Raw genomic sequence first — 18,264 nt, forward strand, 5'->3', positions numbered from 1 at the left:
GCTTACAACTATTGATTGCCCAAAGTCCAAATCAGTGCTTTTTCTTTTGTGGCTCTAAAAATCGTGGTGTGTTTTTCTTTGGGTTCGTGTGAATAATTCCATCTTAGATTTTGAGGATTTTCGGCTTTAAAACTTTCGGCTAATTGCTTGGTACAGGGAGAAATATCCTTATCATCAGAGCTGGCAAACCACACTTTTTTATCGCTTCCAGCTGGAATTTTCGTTAGATTTTCTTTGGCATTTTTCACCAAATACTGATTGTTCCACCACAACGATGGATCAAAAGCAATGTAGTAATCAAACAGATCTGGTTTTAGAAAAAATGTTTCCATTACAAAAAGTCCCGATAGCGACTCGCCTAAAATTCCCCTTTTGCCCGTTGTACGGTATTTTTTTTCGATTTCGGGAAATAATTCATCACTCAGAAAAGCTCTGAATTTTTCTGAACCGCCCATCACAGGAGCAATTTCTTCATATTTGACAACTTCGGTAAAATCTGATAAATCTTTTCGACGCACGATATTTTCAATACTAACCAAAATCATTGGCGGAATTTTTTTTGATTGAATAAGCTTTGCAAAAGTGTTTGCCATATGCGGAAAATCGTCCTTAATACCTCCATCATCTTTAATACCTCCATCTGCCATATACATTACAGGCAAACTGTCTTTAGATTTGCCATATCCTTCGGGTGTCCAAACATTTATTACTCTTTTTTCACCCACATTTTTCGATTGAATTTCAAAAGTTTCGTGTGCTGGAATTGGATCGTTTGGTTGTGTCGTACTATTACAACTGATAGGTACAAGTATAATAATAAATAGAATTTGATAAATAAATTTCATAACGCCCTATTTTTAAGTAAATAACCCAATACTATGGTAACAATTTCGCTTTCGCCTCTTTGAATTCCTGTTCGTCAATCAAGCCTTCGTCAAACAATTCTTTCAGTTCTTTGAGTTTGGTTTTCAGATCCGGATTAGAAGAAGCTGGATTGATATTTTGTGCTATACTCATTCCGGCAAACATTCCCATTGATGCTCCGGCTGTTCCTTCGTTTTTTGCCAGATCCCGCATTGCTTTGAGTTGTTGCATTTGGGCATAATCTACGCCGGCAATTTTTGAGGCATGAACATCTGCCTGAACATTGGAAATTTCGTTAATCCGCTGATTGGTTTCTTCATCAAATGAAGTACCTTCGATGCGAAAATCAATTAATGAAAAGCCTAAATCTTCAAATACAGAAAGCGATTTTAGCTGTGTTTCTTTTGCAATTTCCTCGATATGACTGTCGATTTCGGCATAAGAAAATTTGGCATTAGCGAGATAATTGGAAATAGGTTGCGTAATTCGAGATAAGAACAATTCCTGCAATTCGTAACTGAAATAATCTTCCTGACCGGCAAGTATACTTACAAAAAACGATTTTACATCAACAATCTTAATAGAATAATTACCATAACCACGCAAATGCACCGGAAAAGCATAGACAGGATCGTTATACTTAATCGGAATTCGGGTGCCCCAACGAATGTTGTTGATGTCGGCTTTTCTATAAAACCAAATACCCACTTTGTGTTCACTTTCAAAGGCATTCAGCACTTTTTTCATAGTGGTGAAAAATGGCATATTTTCGGTTTTCAGGTCATACAAACCTTCGGTTTCAAAAATACCTTCAATTTTTCCTTCGTGCGTAAAAATACATCCTTGTCCGGGCTGCAAAATCAGTTTGGAAGCGTTTTTAATCTCGTCGCCTTTGTCGGTAAATTTGTAAAAAAGCTGGAATTCCTGCGGTTTTTCCCATTGTATAACTGCCCGTAACTGCTCTTTGATGGTTTCTGTAATTCCCATTTTTTTTGAAATTAAAAATCTATATCTCCTGCTAAATCTGCCTTGCTATCTTTATAATGCTGATCCCAATGATTTTGCCATTTTTCACTGGTTTGGGTAAGGGCGTCGTAATTGCGTTTCAGTTCTTCTGGCGATAGGTTTTCGTCCATCATTTGCTGTTGTAACTGGCTGTAATGTTGCCCTACAGATGACCAGCTTTGCAAGGTAAGTCCGTAAGTCTGTAAAATCTGAATGCCATCAATACCCACTTCGGCACCTTTGCTCATTTGCCAGAAAATTTTCTGATAAGTGTCAAAATCCGAGACGATTGCCAAAGCATCTGCCAATAACATTGTATTAGAATTAGCTCTGGCAAATTTGCCTTGTTTAGGATTGGTAAAATATTCGCCGTATTTGGTGGCAATGCTCATATCTTGAGCCATCATATCGCCCAATTTTGCACTCCATTCGTCACTGGTTTTTTGCCAAACCGGAAGTTCAATTCCCAGTACATTCAGCACTTCGTTTTCGGGCATTCCTGCAGCTAAATTGGCACAGGCACAAGCCCAATCTTCAAAAGTAATTCCGTTAATAGTTTCCATATTCTGTTTATATTAAATGATTAGTATGTTTTTTTATGTAATTTTTCATAGTGTTCGTATTCTGTTTTTTTGCGTTGCAAATCGGCATCAAAACGGTCTTTGGCATCGTGATTCAGCTTCATTCTTTCGATAAAAAAGGTTTCGTAATAATTGAAATAATCGGATTTGTATTTTTCCCAAAACTGCTCTGCAATTGGCGGACGCTGGTTTTGAATATTAGCTAAAGAAACTTGCATTTTTTGGTACAAAGGCTCACATTTTTTTGCCACGATATTATCGATGATGTTGCCTCCGATTTGTGCATATTTCGTATCCGGAGTGAAAGTATTGGTTGCCTGACAATAGTTACAAGTGACATAATGTGCTCTGAAAACATTGCTTTGAATTGCCAAAGGCGAATGACATTGGGTGCAGGAAAACCGCTGGTTTGCCAACTGAATAACGTGGTTGTAGAAAGTTTGCGACAAATCGGCTTTCAAATTACGCTCAAACTGCTCCAGTCTGATAAGAAGGAAATACGTAAAATTGCTTTCATGCAATTCTTTTTGCAGATCAAGATGGGTGTGCAGGCTCAGCTGCGGATACACTTTTTGTTCCCAAGTTTGGGTTACACCTTTAGATATGTCATTAATTTGTGATTTGATAGCTATCCAAGTTTTCATCACTTCGTAATAATCGTAATTGCTTTCGATGAGCAAATCTTTGCAGGTTTCCTCAGCTTGTTGCAACGACTCTTCAAAACGCTGTTCTATCTTTTGCAGGTAGATTTTCCAACGGTTGATGGGTTCCTGTAATTCTTGGTTCATTTTTCGGCTTTTATGTTGGTGTCGATGTTCATAAACGGTGTTCGGCAATAGTTGCAATGCACCAAATTGGTGTTAATAGGCCTTGGTGCGCCACAACTTTTGCAGGTTTTGGTTTCCACATTGGCTTGGTGTTTAATATCATCATCAAACATGGTGGTTTTGGAAACCTTCACGTTTTGAACTATTTTTTTGAACGGATTGGACACTGTTTCAACATTAAAAAAACTAAGATAGTTCTGTCCTGAATAAAAATCCTAATGAAATTGACAAGCGTAGACAATGAATTGAAAAGCGTATGCCTGTTTTAAAAAAACAAAATGTTTAAATACTTTAGAACATTCAATTTTTCAGCTTAACAAAATAACATACAATTGATTAACAGATTTTTAAACGATAGATTACTTTAACAATCTGTGAATTTACTACTGTTAGAATTTTCAACATTGAAAATTTCAATGAAAGATATTAAGCAAATTAAATATTGATAATTACCCTGTAATAAAAAGCACCAATGAAAGTATTCCCAAAACCAAAAGAATTAATCCTGCCGGAATTTGGTATCTGGTAAGTTTCATTCGTAATGCATTACCTTTTTCTTTGGCTGTTTCGTTACTTTCCAGAAGGTATTTAGAGATTAAACCGTATCCCAATAAAAAGCCCACCACAAATTCAACTATAGCTACAACTAATGCAATCATCCAATAAAGACCAAGGTTCCCGATGTTTAATACAGAACTAATAAGTCCCCAAAAAGCAAGGATAACGCCTATCCAACCTTGAAAAGGTGTGATTTTATCAATAAGTTCTTTAGCATTTGGTTTTTTAGCAATTATAATACTTGATGAAGCAAGTAATCCGCCCAGAATGGCAATAATAATCCCAATCATAATCGTTATTTTAAAAATTTATTAATTTTAAAACAAACCTATTGGTAAATTAGACGAAAATCAAATTCGATTGATAACCGTATCATGTGATTTGATAAGTGTATTTTTTAATCTTATCCTGAACTCTGGCTAATCTTACTAAAAATTGTTAAATAATTTACGTTTGCGATGTGAAATCGGGATTTCGCTGTCATCAATCAACAGCAGACTATGAGTTTTCAGTACTTTAATGTGGGATTTTGCTACAAGATGTGATTGATGACAGCGAACAAAATCATATTCACAGAGAAGGTCTTCATAATATTTAATGTTTTTTGAAACCAGTATTTTCTGATTTTCTGTGAAAAATAAAGTATAAGCTCCATCGGCTTCTAATCTGATGATGGATGAAACCGGAATGATATGATTTCTGTCGGTGGTTTTTAATACAATTTTTTGCTCAGAAAAAGATTTTTCTACAGGAACAATCTGGTTTGATTTTTTTATTTTTTTTGCTCTTTCGATGGCTTCTTCCAGTTCCGTAGGATCAATGGGTTTCAGCAAATAATCTATTGCATTAAATTTGAAAGCCTTTATGGCAAAATCGTTAAAAGCTGTCGTAAAAATCAAGGAAAAATCTCGATTGGTAATTGTCTGAAGAAGTTCAAAACCATTCCCGTCTTTGAGCTGAATGTCCAAAAAAATAAAATCTACCGTATTTTTACTCAAAAATAAAGAAGCGTCTTTAATGGTATCAAAAATAGCCAATACCTGAATTTCGGGTGCAATCAGCTGAAGCATTTTTAAAAGTGCTTTTTGCGCATTGATCTCGTCTTCTACAAGGATGGCTTTCATCTTACGGATTATTTGCTAAAGTTAGTAAAAAAGATACTTCCGTACCCGGAACATCTGTTCTGTTTTTGATGTAAAAGGTGGCTTCATCGTTTGGATTGTTCAGCTTCAATCGGGTTTTGATGATTTCCAGAGCGTGCAGTTTTTCATCGGTTTTGGGATAAAAACCTTTTCCGTTGTCAATGATTTTGAAGCGAAGCTTCTCTTTGTTTTGCTGTGCAACAATAATTTCTATTTTTCCTTTGTGAGAAATGTCTTTAAACCCGTGTTCAATGGCATTTTCTGCAAAAGGCTGCAAGAGCATCGGCGGAATATTGATGAAATTGGGGTTCAGGTTTTCATCAATATTAAATTCGTAGTCAAATTTATTTTCAAAACGCATTTGTTGGGTCGCCATATAATTTTTCAGGGCATCCAGATCTTCTTCCAGTGTAACGAATTCTTTTTGGGTAAAGTTGAAGTTCTGACGGATTAGTTTGGAAAATCTCGAAATATATGTTGCTGTGCCGAGCGGGTTGTTTTCCATCACTTTATTTTGAATGGCAGTCAATGCATTAAAAATAAAATGCGGGTTCATTTGCGAACGAAGGATTTTTTGCTCCAGCTCGATCTGCTTTTTCTCATGTTTGAGTTTTCTACGCTGAAAGAACAAAATAAGTGCAATAAGAAGCAATATAAACCCGATAACTATCGAAAATATCAAAATCCGGTTTTGTCTGATACTCAGATTCTGAAAATAATTTTTCTGTTCCAGAGCCTGAATGACCTGATTTTGATATTTGATCTGAGCTTTTTGTTCGGCTTTTGAAATCATTTCTTCCTTATCAGTTGTGTTCCATTGCTTCTCCTTTATTTCCAAGAGCTTTTTCTGATAAAACAAACTGCTGTCTAAACGGCTGTTTCTTTCAAATAGCTGACTAAATTCACTATAAACAACCGCAGCTTTGCTGTAATGATCCGGATTATTTTCTGAAAATCTGGACAGAAATTGATGTCCGTAGTATAAAGTAGAATCCTTCTTGTTTTTTCTGGAAAAATAGACACAAAAATTAGGATAAACGCTTGAATTAAAAAGCTCTTCTTTTGTTGCAGATTTTTTTGCTTTTTTTAAATAGTGATATACGGAATCCAGCTTCGGTATTTCAAGATAAACCGATGCTATATTGTTATAGGTATAAATATTATTCTGAAAGTTCTTAGATTTCGCATCCTGCTGTAAGGTCTGCTTAAAGAAATGAATAGCTTTTGTCCACTTTTTTTGTTTTTTTGAGAGAATTCCCAGGTTGTTGTAAGTGGAAGCAAAATTTTTATCGGGATTAATTTCTTTTTCTAAATCCAAAGATTTTTTCAGATAAATCTCCGCGTTCCGAAAATCTTCTAATGTATTGTAATAATACGCCGTAAGTGAATAGCTAATTGCCAATTCTCTTGCTTTTGGAATGTATTTCTGTAAAATTAAATTGTTTTTCAGAATTTCTTCAAGTGCTTTTGCCGTTTCATTTTTCTGAAAATATACTACTGCCTGCTGGAAATTCAAACTCGATTTTTCAGGATAGCAATTATCTGTAACACATAATTTCTGAGCAAAATTAATTGTACTTTGAGCTTCGTTAATTTTGTTTTGATCTAATAAAATTGCCGTCTTTTTTGCATAAAGCGTCTGCAAGATTCGGGGATTTTTTTCAGCATTTAATCTGTTGGTGAGCTGTTGTAAGGCTTTATCATATTGGTTTCTTACACGGTTGTCAATAATCGAGTCAATATGTTTTAGATCAAAGCCATTCTGAGCCGTTAAATTGTTTACCGACAGAAATAATAAAATTATGCAGTATAATATTTTCATGGTTTTAAAATTGAGAGCCTTCAGCCAGCAAAATCGTACCTAAAGTACTAAAATAAAGTTACTTTTCAACCCAATCTCGCAGATTTATAATCCGTGAGCAATAATAAAAACCTACTTCAATTGTAGATTGCCCAAAAAATCAGATCCTTTTATGGAGCATTTTTTTATGTACAGAAAAGAGACTTTAATTTTCTCTTGATAATGAGCACTTTAATTTAGTAGAGTTTAGAAAACATCACTATAACTCAACTACATTTTCATAAAAATCTATAAATCTTTCTTTTAAGTATCGTTTAAATTTTATAACTCTCCCCCTCCTTAGCATCGTTTACGGGCATCAAAATCCGCTTTTTTCAGAATTCTGCCGGAAAGCCAGCTATACCTACCACAAAAAATTCGTCTTGGATTTTTTCCTGAAAAATAGTATCTTGTAAATCTCACAAATACAGACAGAATTTAATGCTAGAAAAGAAAGAACATAATTACGAAAAAGCAGTTTTGGTAGGAGTTGTTACACAACATCAGGATGAGGATAAACTTCAGGAATATATGGATGAGCTGGAGTTTTTAGCCTTTACAGCCGGAGCAACGGTAGATAAACGTTTTACACAGAAACTCACACAGCCCGATTCCAAAACCTTCATCGGAAGCGGTAAAGCTCAGGAAATTAAAGAATACGTAAAAGAAAACAACATAGGAACCGTCATTTTTGATGACGAATTGTCTCCTTCACAGCTTAAAAACCTGGAAAGAGAAATGGAAGTCAAAATCTTAGACCGAACCAATCTTATTCTTGATATTTTTGCACAGAGAGCAACAACCTCTTACGCAAGAACGCAGGTAGAACTCGCTCAATATCAATATCTTTTACCCCGACTAACAAGAATGTGGACCCACCTTGAACGTCAGAAAGGGGGAATCGGGATGAGAGGTCCCGGTGAAACGGAAATTGAAACCGACAGACGTATCATCCGCGACAGAATTTCATTGTTAAAAGACAAACTGAAAACCATCGACAAACAGATGGCAACCCAGAGAAACAACCGCGGAAAAGTAGTTCGTGCCGCTTTGGTAGGATACACCAACGTCGGGAAATCTACTTTGATGAATGCATTGTCCAAATCTGAAGTTTTCGCAGAAAATAAACTGTTTGCGACATTGGATACGACAGTAAGAAAAGTAGTGATCGGAAATTTACCATTCCTTTTAACGGATACGGTTGGATTTATCCGAAAATTACCTACCCAATTGGTTGAATCGTTTAAATCTACGTTGGATGAGGTTCGGGAAGCCGATTTGCTGATTCACGTAGTGGATATTTCGCATGAAAGCTTTGAAGACCATATTGATTCTGTCAATCAGATCTTAATGGAGATCAATGCCCATCAGAAACCGATGATTATGGTTTTCAATAAGATTGATGATTTTAGCTATGAGAAAAAAGACGAGGACGATTTAACGCCTTCCACAAAGAAAAATATTTCTCTGGAAGAATGGAAAAAAACATGGATGGCAAAATCCAAATATCCGACGGTTTTCATTTCGGCGCTTACGAAAGAAAATTTCCCGGAAATGAAAAAGCTGATCTATGATGAAGTGATGAAGATTCACATTTCCAGATTCCCGTACAACGATTTCCTTTTCGAATATTTCGATAATGATGAGGAAGAAAGTGCAGAAAAAGATCATGAAGAGCAATAATTCATGAACAGGCTGTTTTCCAACAATACATTCTATTACTTTTTTCTGATCGTGGTAGGAATTAATTTTTTGGGAAGCATCGGAGGAATCAGCAAAGAAACAGATATTCTGATATTAAAGATTTTAGGAATGATAACAGTCGCAGTTTGCCTGTTGGCTCTGTTATCATTCTTTACAGATCTTAAATTTAATCATCTTTTCTTTAAAATTTATCTCTACGGTAAAGGTTTGCTTTCTCCTTTTTGTTTATTGATTTATTTTCTTTACGAAAAAATAACCAACGACCGATATGTTTCCGGAACCTATTTTATGCCCGCTTTGTTCCGGCTGGTTTTAGGATTTGTCATGCTCGTTTTATACAACAAATACAAAATAGAAAAGAACCGATGAAACATCACTTTTTCCTCTTGTTCCTGCTAATCTCAGTTCTTGGTTTTGCTCAGAAATCAAAAATAGATTTCAAAGCGATTGAGAAAGACCTTAAAAGCGAAAAGTCTCAATACAACTACAACAAGCTGATTTTTAAATACAAAGCCTATCCGAAATCTTTAGATACGCTTGAAGCACAGCATCTTTACTACGGAAGAAATTTCAGGGAAGATCTGCTTTTTACAACAGATGAAGCATTTAAAAGTTTAGCCGATGCTTTCAAGAGCAATAATTTTCAGGACTGCATCAGACAGGGAAAAGCTTTGTATGATAAAGATCCTACCAATCTGGATATTCTGCTGATTCTTCTGAAAGCATATGACAGCATTAAAGACGGTGAGAATTTTCTGTATCATCTCAGTCAGTTCCGCGCTTTAACCGACGGAATGAAGTCTTCCGGAGACGGAAAAACAGAAAAGACACCGTATCTCGTGAATTCAGTAGGCGACGAATACATTCTGCTGAACATCCTGAATCTCGGAAAAGAATATACAAGAGGATCAAAATCCGCAAAAGACGGAATTCTTGATATCTGGGAAAAAGACAGCAACAAAGTTTACATCAAAGTATTATATATCGATTATTAATCACAAAAAATTTTAAACACCAAATTAGTGGAATTATACTATTCATTTTCAGCCTTAATTGTTTTAGCATCCATATTTTCATACCTTAATTACAGATTTCTGAAGCTTCCGAGTACCATCGGAATTATGGTGATCGCCATTGTGGTTTCCATTTTCTTAGTTTCTTTTGGAGAAACGGTTTTGCCGATAACTTTCGGACATCTTCACAATTTAATGACCGGCATCGACTTTACAGAAGTTCTGATGGGAGCCATGCTAAATTTCCTTCTGTTTGCGGGAGGAATTCATATTAATATCGACGATCTCAAAGAGCAGTTTGTTCCTGTCGTGATTTTTTCAACGGCAGGAGTCGTGATTTCTACCTTTGTGGTGGGTTTCGGCATGTATTATCTTTTGCCTCTTGTCGGCATTTCGCTGCCTTTTATCTATTGTCTGCTTTTTGGCGCACTCATCTCTCCTACTGATCCTGTTGCCGTTCTGAGTATTTTAAAACAGGCAAATGTTTCAAAATCTCTGGAAACCAAAGTTGCCGGAGAATCACTTTTTAATGACGGGATGGCGGTTGTGGTTTTCACGGTTGTTCTTCAGCTTGCGATCGGAAACGAAGTAACGCTGAATATGGAAAGCATTGGTCTGCTGTTGCTGAAAGAAGCAGGTGGCGGACTTTTACTCGGCGTTGTTCTGGGATGGATTACTTCCCGACTGATGCGTGAAGTGGACGATTATATTATTTCCGTTCTGGTAACGCTTTCTGTAGTAATGGGAGGTTATCTTATTGCAAGACAAATGCATATTTCGGGACCTTTAACCATGGTTGCCGCCGGATTATTCATGGGGAATTTTAATGTAAAATTCAAAATGAAATCTGTGACACAGGATTATCTGATCAAATTCTGGGAACTTATCGACGAAATCCTGAATGCTGTTTTATTCCTTTTTATCGGCTTTGAATTATTGATGATCAAAGACTTAAGCCATTATATGATTCCGGGATTATTGGCCATTGCGGTGGTTTTACTGGCAAGATTTATTTCAATTTGGGGACCTACTAAATTCATGTCTTTCAGAACAAGGTTCAGTCCGCAAACAGTAAAAGTTTTGGTTTGGGGCGGAATCCGTGGCGGAGTTTCGATTGCTCTGGCTCTTTCTATTCCTAAAAATGAAAACAGTACCATTGTTTTAAGCATTACTTATTGTGTGGTTGTGTTTTCAATTATCGTTCAAGGACTTACGATTGCCAAAGTTGCCAATCCGAAGAAGATTGCCAAAGAGGAAGAGGAACAGGAAAGTGTTGCTTTACATAATGCTGATTAAATTATTAATTATCAAATGAATGACATTTTAAAAGAAATAAAAGAAGCTTTAGTTACCTTATCAATTCCCGAGAAAGCAGAATTTTTCCCGAAGTTCTTCAAAACCGGAAAAGGAGAATACGGAGAAGGCGATTTGTTTTTAGGAGTAAAAGTTCCGGATCAGCGTTCCGTTGCGAAAGAATTTTACGCCAGAATTTCGATGGAAGAACTCAGCAAATTACTGTCTTCCCAATATCATGAACACAGATTGACGGCTTTATTCATGTTAATTTCTAAGTTTGAAAAAACAAAAGACAAAGCGGTAAAAGATGAAATTGTTGAGTTTTATCTGAATCATTTACAGCACATTAACAACTGGGATCTGGTAGATTCAAGCTGTTATAAAATTCTGGGACGCTATGCTTTTGAAAACCAGAAAGATGAAATACTAAGAACTCTTTCGGATTCTGAAGAAATGTGGCATAAAAGAATAGCTGTTGTGGGAACGATGCATTATGTAAAAAAGGATCATTTGATCTTACCAAAGAATTCGTTACCAAAAATATGAAACACACTCATGATCTGATGCACAAAGCCAACGGATGGCTGCTCCGCGAAATGGGAGAAAAAAACGAAGCGGAATTAATTAATTTCCTGAATAAACATTACAAAGAAATGCCGAGAACCAGCCTTCGATACGCCATTGAAAAACTGGATGAGGATCTGAGGCAGGATTATCTGAAAGGCAGAATTTAAACATCTGGTCTGCCTAAAATTTTATTTAAAGTTGAAAATTATAAATAAAAATGCTCTCAACAATTTTAAAAATCTTTGGTTTTTAGAGGTTGTTATGCAGGTTTTAATTTGTCCCCGTTAACTTTAGATAAAGAACTCTCAACTTTTGTTGGTAAATTTGAAAATTATTTAAAAACTCAAATATGAAAAACATTATTAAACAGTTGCTCTTACTATTGCCTCTGTTGCTTCTTACAAGCTGTTTTGATATTTTAGACAAAATCAACGTAAAAGCAGACGGAAGCGGAGAATATTCGCTTATTCTGAACGCCAGTAAAAGCAAAACCCGACTGGCATCCATCTCGAAAATGGAAACAATTAACGGTAAAAAAGTTCCGAAAAGGTCTGAAATTGAAGCTAAAATTAATGAAGCGGCAAGAATTTTCAAAGCTACACCCGGAATTTCGAATGTGAAGACTTCAATGGATTTTGATAACTACATCATCAAATTAAGCTGTAATTTCAAAAAAATCGAAAACATCAATGCCGGACTGGAACAACTGAAAGCAAAAAACATCGTTGGAAAAATGGTTCCGGTACAGCTTTACAGTCAGAGTCCGGAGAAAAAAACATTCACCAGAAATAAAGTGAGCAGTTTTAAAAATGATTACGACAAGATGAGCAAAGCGGATAAGGAAGTCTTCAACGATGCGAAATATACTTCCGTAATGCAGTTTGAAAATACCATAAAAACTCAGACCAATAATGCTTACCTGCTTTCCCCGAACAAAAAAGCAGTAAAACTGGAAGCCAACGTTCTGGATTTTATCCTTCAGAAAAAACAACTACAAAATACCATTCTCTTTCAATAATTTCAATCGACAACCATGAAATCTATTTTACAAAAAACACAAATTTTACTTTTACTTTTTGCTTTTAGCTTCGTCTTTTCGCAACAGAAAATGAAGCTTCCGAAAGACGTTCTTTTTTACATGGAAATCAACGGAAAGCAGCTTAACCAGAAAATCAACTGGCAGAAACTGAATCCTTTCCTGCTTGAAGTAGCCAAAGAAGACAAAGAAAAACAGGCATCGTGGAACGATTATTCCAAAACGGGGATAAAATACGATGCGACGCAATATCATTATGCCGTTTTTAATGATTCCGTAAAAACATATACCGCTCATTTTCTGCTGGATAACAAAGAAAAGTTTCAGGAATTCATTAATTCATCCAAGAAAAAAGGACTGGAAATTTCGAAACGAAAAAATTACTCGTACGTTAATCTCGATAATGAAATGTTCGTTGCATGGAATGATAAGCAAGCGGTTCTGAAATTAATCAGCTATGAAAAACCTTATAAAATCGACTGGAATGATGAAGCGATGATAGACAGTGCCGCTGCAACAATTGACAGTGCAGCAATTGTTATGGACAGCGCTGCCGTTGCGGTTGACAGCGCATATGTAGAAAAAGCATTCGATTATAAGGAAGAGATCAAATATCTGAAAGATGATATTCAATATCTAAAGGAAGACATTAAAGAATATCAGGCGGAAATTGCCAAAAAACAAAAAGACATTAAATATCTGGAAAAGCACCACAAATATCCTGAAGAAGAAAAAGATTCGAGTGACAAAAATTATTCTGAAAAAGAAAGCGAATACACGCTTCCGCATATGGAGGAAGAAATGGATGAGGAGACGGAAGAAGACAGCATTTATCTGAAACAGATGGATTCTCTGAAGATCGAAAAGTTTAAGATCACCAAAAAACTTGCGGAAAAGGATTTTGATGATTATTTCAGTTCTGCACCGGAGCTTGATGTCTCCAAAGAAATATTGTCTTTCCGTGATGCGGCTTCCGATGTTTTTGTATATACGGATTACGGAAGAATCATAAATAACGGAGCTTACGGTAAAATTATGAGCCACTACCCTTTCGGAAATCTTATGGGGAAAGCATACAATTCCAATTCTTCTTATAATCTGTATTTTGACAATGATAAGGTAAGACTGGTAAACAGTTATCAGCACAAAAATGAAGCGGTTCAGAAGAGCATCAATTCTGTTTACAGAGGGAAAAAGAATAAAAAGCTGACAGCTCTCATCAACGATAAAAGCATCGGATATTATGCCATTAATGTAGACGGAAATAAGTATTTTGATCTGATGTACAGCCTGTTGAAAGATTCCGGAGACGGCGATTATCAGAAAGAAATGGAACTTGTAATGGAAACCATGAAGATTGTTCTGGATGAAAAGGCCATTACCAAGATCGCGCCAGGAAACGGAATTTTCGTTCTTAATGAACTGAAATCCAAAACCGTAGAATACACCGATTATGAATACGATGATGATTACAATGAAAAGGAAGTGAAGAAAACCAAAGAAATCGCTGTTCCGAATTTCACGTTTGCTTTTGCTACGGAAAATGAAGGGTACTGGAACCGTATTTTCAATCTGCTGACCACGAATAAAGTGACGGCTAAGAAATTCTCTAAAAACGGAGATTTTTATGCCTTCAGCGAAGGAAAAAATGACGGATATTTCGATAAGTTATTCTTTAAGGTAAAAGACGGAATTGTCTACGTAACGACCTCAACAGAGAATATTTCATCTAAAAACCAGTCGGAAATCTCTGAAAAATGGGCAAAAGATTCGGCGAAATATCCTTTGTCGGGAAGGTTTGACATTCAGAAACTGATGATCGGACTTGAGAAAGAATTTAAAACTCCGTCGGAAAGAAAAACGCTGGATCTTCTGAAGAAAAATCTTGGCGAAGTGTATTTTAAAACAGAAGCCAAAGGGGAAAAAATAGAAACGGAAATTAATTACAACATTAAAAATGCTTCGGAAAACAGTTTAATGTATTTCTTCGATGTAATTGATGAAGTATATAAAATGAAAGAATCTGATAAAAAGCCGGCAATTTTATAATGAAAAAGAAACTTTTTGCCTTCGTTCTTTTACTTTTTGCGGGAATGATGTATTTCGTTTTTTACCATAAACAAAATACGAAGATTTTTTCTCCGAAGGAAGCAGATGCGATCATTGTGATTGATACAAAAAAGCTGACAAGACAATATGTTTACAGTCTTGTAGGGCATCCATCTTTATGGTTTGGGAGCAAAAAGAAAAATACAATATCTTTTAGAAAATCGGGAGTGAAAATTCCCGATTTTTTGCAGGTTTTCCATCTGAAAAACACAAAAGTTTCGAATTGGTACAGTGTTTTTGAACTGGAAGATACGAAGACATTTTTATCGTTTCTGAAACAGCAGAAGTTTACGGATCTGGGAAATCAGGTTTTCAGGAAAGATCAGATTTTTATTAAAATTCTTGGGAAAAAACTTATTGCAGGAAGTTCCAGTGATGATTTTGAACGAATTAATAATCAGTTATTTAACAATTCTCAGGCAAATCTTTTTGACGCAGACTCGCTCGTTACCAATGGATCAGGAAGCATTATTCTGAACACAAAAAAAGGCAGCCACAATCTTTCTGTCGAATTAAGACACGATGAAATTGAAATCAGAAATCAGTCTGATTCTTACGATTCCTCTCCTGCTATTTCAAAACTATTGAAGACCGATTCTTTTTTAGAGACAGAACTTGATGCTGAAAATATTAAAAGTTTTAGCTCTATTTTTGATGAAACTTTTGCAGATTCTTCATTCATCAGTAAGCTAAAAGCTTCTGTACATCTGGAAGAGGTGAATGACACGATTATTACCTACAGCTACGATGATAATTTTAATGAAGTTGAAAAGAAAACGTTCCAGAAGATCATTCAACCGAATTATATCATTGATTTTCAAAGCTTAAACCCTGAAAAGACAAAGCTTTATTTTCAGAATAAAAAATGGATCAATGGACAGAAGCAGTTTACGGCAATTCCTTTTCAGCCTAACCTCATCACTCAGCAAAGCAAAGGTTTTGAGATAAAATCTACAAGAAAACCTGTTCAGCAGTCTTTCAATCTGAATGAAAATTATATTTTTGTAAAAAATAATCCGTTATTGCTGTCTTTTTTAAAAACATTATCATCTAAGGAAAAGAAGAGGATTTCTGACATTGATTATATTTTTTACGGAAACAGGAATCAGGATTATTATCTGAAAGTACAGTTTAAAAAAGATGACCTTCCTTTGATTTTAAGGTGGTTAAAAATTTAAAATTCAATGGATGCTTCGCATATTGCCTTACTGAAAACGTTCACGCATTATTTCCTGCATTTCGTTTTTCCCGTATTTATTGCTTTAATCTTTTACAGAAAAAACTGGAAGAAAGTCTATCTTATTTTATTGGCAACGATGCTTGTAGATGCAGATCATCTTTTCGCGAATCCTATATTTGATCCTAACCGCGGAAGCATCGGTTTTCATTTTTTACATTCTTACTACGCCATTGCGGTGTATTTTTTGATGCTTTTTTTTAAAGGAAATATCAGGATTATAGCCATTGGACTGCTGTTTCATATGTTGACAGATTTTCAGGATTTTTATTTCTGGAATCATTAAAATATCATTAATATTTTCTTTTGATATTTCAAAAGTCATCGATTTTTTGTATTTTAGAAACAGTTATGAAATTGAAAGAATTTTTACATTATACATATATTTTTCCCATTCTTGCAGTCGGTTATTATTTTTCCGGACTGATGGGAACGGGTGTTCTGTCTGATGTAATTGCCGGAATTTTATTAACGGGAAGTGTTCTATCTGCGGTGCATCACGCGGAAGTGGTCGCGCATAAAGTAGGCGAACCTTTTGGAACTATTATCCTTGCGCTGTGTATCACGATTATTGAAGTTGCGCTTATTATTTCGCTGATGGTTGCGGGAGGCGATCAGGCAATTACCCTTGCAAGAGATACGGTTTTCGCCGCGGTGATGCTTATCCTCAACGGAATTTTAGGAATCTGTATTTTGGTGGGCGGCGTGAAATATTACGAACAGTTTTTCGCAAGAACTTCCGCCACAACTTATCTGGTTAGTATTGTTTCCATCCTGATTTTGACTTTGGTTCTTCCGAATTTCACCTCCAGCGTAAACGGACCTTTTTACAATCAGGCACAACTGATTTTTGTTTCTATTGCCTGTCTTGTAATTTATGGTGTCTTTCTGATGGTTCAGACGATCCGTCACAGAAATTATTTCATCGTTCCGGAGGAGCATGCGGAAGAAAATTATATTCCTTCGGTTTCAAAAACAGCAATCAGTTTTACTTTTCTGGTGGTTTGTCTGGCGATTGTTGTGATGATGGCAAAAGGACTTTCTGCCACAATTGAAAATATGGTGCAGAGTTTGGGCGCTCCAAAATCTCTGGTCGGAGTCATTATCGCAGCGGTTGTTCTGCTTCCGGAAGGTGTTGCGGCGATTCGGGCGGCTCGAAGCAACCAGATCCAATCGAGTTTAAATCTTGCTCTGGGTTCTGCTTTAGCAAGTATCGGGCTTACGATTCCTGCGGTTTCTGTGGTTTGTATTTTGTATGATATTCCGCTGGTTTTAGGTCTGGATAAGAAAGATATTATTCTGCTTTCTCTTTCCGTTTTTATCGTGATGCTTTCTTTAAGCCGCGGAAAAACGAATATTCTCTACGGAACGGTTTTATTGGTAAACCTTGCAGCCTATATTTTCACGGTAATTGTGCCTTAAATCTAAAAACATTAAACCCAAAACGCAGAACATTAAACCATTAAAGTCTTCTCGCCAAATCCATTTTGAAAGCCATTAATTTGGCAATGTTTTCGGATTTGTAAATTGCCAGATCTGCATTTTCGCCCACAAAATTTTCTTCAACCGTTGTTTTCCAGAGATTCAGCCAACGATGGAAATGATGCTGTTCCATCGCCTGAATTTCATTGATCGGAAAATGAACGCCCATCGGATTTCCTTTGTACGACATCTGCCCGAAAAGGATGGATTCCCAAAACGAATACATCTTGGGCAAATGACTGTCCCAGTTTACTTTAGCAATATCATTAAAGAAAAAACCAATGAACTCATCTTTAACAACTTTAGCATAAAACGAATTCACCAGACGTTCAATATCTTCTCTTGATTCTAATTTTTTCATACACCAAAGTTAGTATAAAATTGTGTGGGAATGTTTTGTGGTTGGGTTGATACATTTCAGGGTTTTGATTTTGTTTTTTACGAGAACAGTAAAAAATTTTCTGTAAGTCAAATTGATTTGTTATCAGATAAAAAACTTACTAAATCTTCAACGCTTCTAAGATGTTTTCCAGATGTTCTTTTTTATTGATGTATAACTCGACCTGATTTGAAGTATCAAAAAACAATTCTACAGATTTATTTTCTTGAAATTGATATGTTAAAAAACTAACTTCTATCCATCCGTTTTTTATTAAATATTCTGTAAAAGAGTTCTTCATTTTAATAAATTTAAATCTAACAATATCTTCCCGCTTCGTATTCCTGGATATAATATTCGATCGTATTGCCGGAACCAAATTCTATAATTTCTCCATCAACATTTTTGACTAAAAAAGGAACATTTCCAACTAAAGTATTATACTTTTCATCTCTTGTAACATAAAATTCTTTGCTTACATAGAAAAAAATCATTCCATAACTTTTTTTAATAGTAGCTTCTTTGAAAAGAGAAAGTTTAATCCCAGATTTTTTACCGGATTTATCAATATGATCTTGAGCTATTTGGGTAATTTCCTTTTCTGTTAACATAAGTTGTTTTAAA

General features: G+C 35.6%; 19 protein-coding genes and 1 pseudogene. 10 read left to right on the forward strand and 10 right to left on the reverse strand.

Annotated elements, in window-relative coordinates; all coding sequences use genetic code 11:
- Positions 1-8 precede the first annotated feature (8 nt).
- The 7 genes from DD829_RS22170 to DD829_RS22200 all read right to left on the reverse strand — a co-directional run bounded on the left by DD829_RS22170 (position 9) and on the right by DD829_RS22200 (position 6,799).
- Entirely contained in the window at positions 9-845 is an 837-nt protein-coding gene (locus tag DD829_RS22170) for an alpha/beta hydrolase (protein ID WP_108410210.1), read from the reverse strand.
- Between the two features lie 31 nt (positions 846-876).
- The gene (locus DD829_RS22175; RefSeq protein WP_108410211.1) at positions 877-1,851 is read right to left on the reverse strand and encodes an SPFH domain-containing protein; all 975 of its coding nucleotides are present in this window, start codon (positions 1,849-1,851) and stop codon (positions 877-879) included.
- Between the two features lie 11 nt (positions 1,852-1,862).
- The gene (locus DD829_RS22180; RefSeq protein WP_108410212.1) at positions 1,863-2,432 is read right to left on the reverse strand and encodes a DUF6620 family protein; all 570 of its coding nucleotides are present in this window, start codon (positions 2,430-2,432) and stop codon (positions 1,863-1,865) included.
- Between the two features lie 20 nt (positions 2,433-2,452).
- Positions 2,453-3,238, reverse strand: coding sequence for a hypothetical protein (locus DD829_RS22185; RefSeq protein ID WP_108410213.1), 786 nt, complete (start codon positions 3,236-3,238; stop codon positions 2,453-2,455).
- 488 nt (positions 3,239-3,726) lie between these two features.
- Complete coding sequence (locus DD829_RS22190) at positions 3,727-4,125, reverse strand: hypothetical protein (RefSeq protein WP_108410214.1); 399 nt, start codon at positions 4,123-4,125, stop codon at positions 3,727-3,729.
- Between the two features lie 138 nt (positions 4,126-4,263).
- The gene (locus DD829_RS22195) at positions 4,264-4,959 is read right to left on the reverse strand and encodes a LytR/AlgR family response regulator transcription factor (protein WP_108410215.1); all 696 of its coding nucleotides are present in this window, start codon (positions 4,957-4,959) and stop codon (positions 4,264-4,266) included.
- 1 nt (position 4,960) lies between these two features.
- A complete protein-coding gene (locus DD829_RS22200) occupies positions 4,961-6,799 on the reverse strand; it encodes a histidine kinase (RefSeq protein ID WP_108410216.1) in 1,839 nt (612 codons plus the stop codon).
- Positions 6,800-7,258: 459 nt separating this feature from the next.
- On the opposite strand from DD829_RS22200, the gene hflX reads away from it, so the two are divergent.
- From hflX to DD829_RS22250, 10 genes and pseudogenes are all read left to right on the forward strand, one after another.
- A complete protein-coding gene (gene hflX, locus DD829_RS22205) occupies positions 7,259-8,500 on the forward strand; it encodes a GTPase HflX (RefSeq protein WP_108410217.1) in 1,242 nt (413 codons plus the stop codon).
- Positions 8,501-8,503: 3 nt separating this feature from the next.
- Entirely contained in the window at positions 8,504-8,890 is a 387-nt protein-coding gene (locus DD829_RS22210) for a hypothetical protein (RefSeq protein WP_123906965.1), read from the forward strand.
- Complete coding sequence (locus DD829_RS22215; RefSeq protein WP_108410219.1) at positions 8,887-9,516, forward strand: DUF4919 domain-containing protein; 630 nt, start codon at positions 8,887-8,889, stop codon at positions 9,514-9,516. Before DD829_RS22210 ends, DD829_RS22215 begins: the two co-directional genes overlap by 4 nt.
- 27 nt (positions 9,517-9,543) lie before the next feature.
- Positions 9,544-10,830, forward strand: coding sequence for a cation:proton antiporter (locus tag DD829_RS22220; RefSeq protein ID WP_108410220.1), 1,287 nt, complete (start codon positions 9,544-9,546; stop codon positions 10,828-10,830).
- A gap of 15 nt (positions 10,831-10,845) precedes the next feature.
- Positions 10,846-11,564, forward strand: a pseudogene (locus tag DD829_RS22225) (DNA alkylation repair protein).
- A gap of 182 nt (positions 11,565-11,746) precedes the next feature.
- Positions 11,747-12,415 carry a hypothetical protein gene (locus DD829_RS22230; RefSeq protein WP_108410221.1) on the forward strand — a complete coding sequence of 223 codons (669 nt, stop codon included), beginning with the start codon at positions 11,747-11,749 and terminating at the stop codon, positions 12,413-12,415.
- Between the two features lie 15 nt (positions 12,416-12,430).
- Positions 12,431-14,482: a hypothetical protein gene (locus tag DD829_RS22235; RefSeq protein WP_108410222.1), complete on the forward strand. Its 2,052-nt coding sequence runs from the start codon at positions 12,431-12,433 to the stop codon at positions 14,480-14,482.
- Positions 14,482-15,720, forward strand: coding sequence for a hypothetical protein (locus DD829_RS22240; protein ID WP_108410223.1), 1,239 nt, complete (start codon positions 14,482-14,484; stop codon positions 15,718-15,720). The genes DD829_RS22235 and DD829_RS22240 overlap by 1 nt, the downstream gene beginning before the upstream one ends.
- A 6-nt stretch (positions 15,721-15,726) precedes the next feature.
- Complete coding sequence (locus DD829_RS22245; RefSeq protein ID WP_108410224.1) at positions 15,727-16,065, forward strand: DUF6122 family protein; 339 nt, start codon at positions 15,727-15,729, stop codon at positions 16,063-16,065.
- Positions 16,066-16,130: 65 nt separating this feature from the next.
- On the forward strand, positions 16,131-17,201 hold the full coding sequence (locus DD829_RS22250; RefSeq protein WP_108410225.1) for a calcium:proton antiporter: 1,071 nt from the start codon (positions 16,131-16,133) through the stop codon (positions 17,199-17,201).
- 40 nt (positions 17,202-17,241) lie between these two features.
- On the opposite strand, the gene DD829_RS22255 is transcribed toward DD829_RS22250, so the two are convergent.
- From DD829_RS22255 to DD829_RS22265, 3 genes are all read right to left on the reverse strand, one after another.
- Complete coding sequence (locus DD829_RS22255) at positions 17,242-17,622, reverse strand: group III truncated hemoglobin (RefSeq protein ID WP_108410226.1); 381 nt, start codon at positions 17,620-17,622, stop codon at positions 17,242-17,244.
- Positions 17,623-17,761: 139 nt separating this feature from the next.
- Complete coding sequence (locus DD829_RS22260; protein ID WP_108410227.1) at positions 17,762-17,941, reverse strand: hypothetical protein; 180 nt, start codon at positions 17,939-17,941, stop codon at positions 17,762-17,764.
- Between the two features lie 16 nt (positions 17,942-17,957).
- Positions 17,958-18,251, reverse strand: coding sequence for a hypothetical protein (locus DD829_RS22265; RefSeq protein ID WP_108410228.1), 294 nt, complete (start codon positions 18,249-18,251; stop codon positions 17,958-17,960).
- Positions 18,252-18,264 lie beyond the last annotated feature (13 nt).

Source organism: Chryseobacterium sp. HMWF035, assembly GCF_003094695.1.
Classification (GTDB): domain Bacteria; phylum Bacteroidota; class Bacteroidia; order Flavobacteriales; family Weeksellaceae; genus Chryseobacterium; species Chryseobacterium gambrini.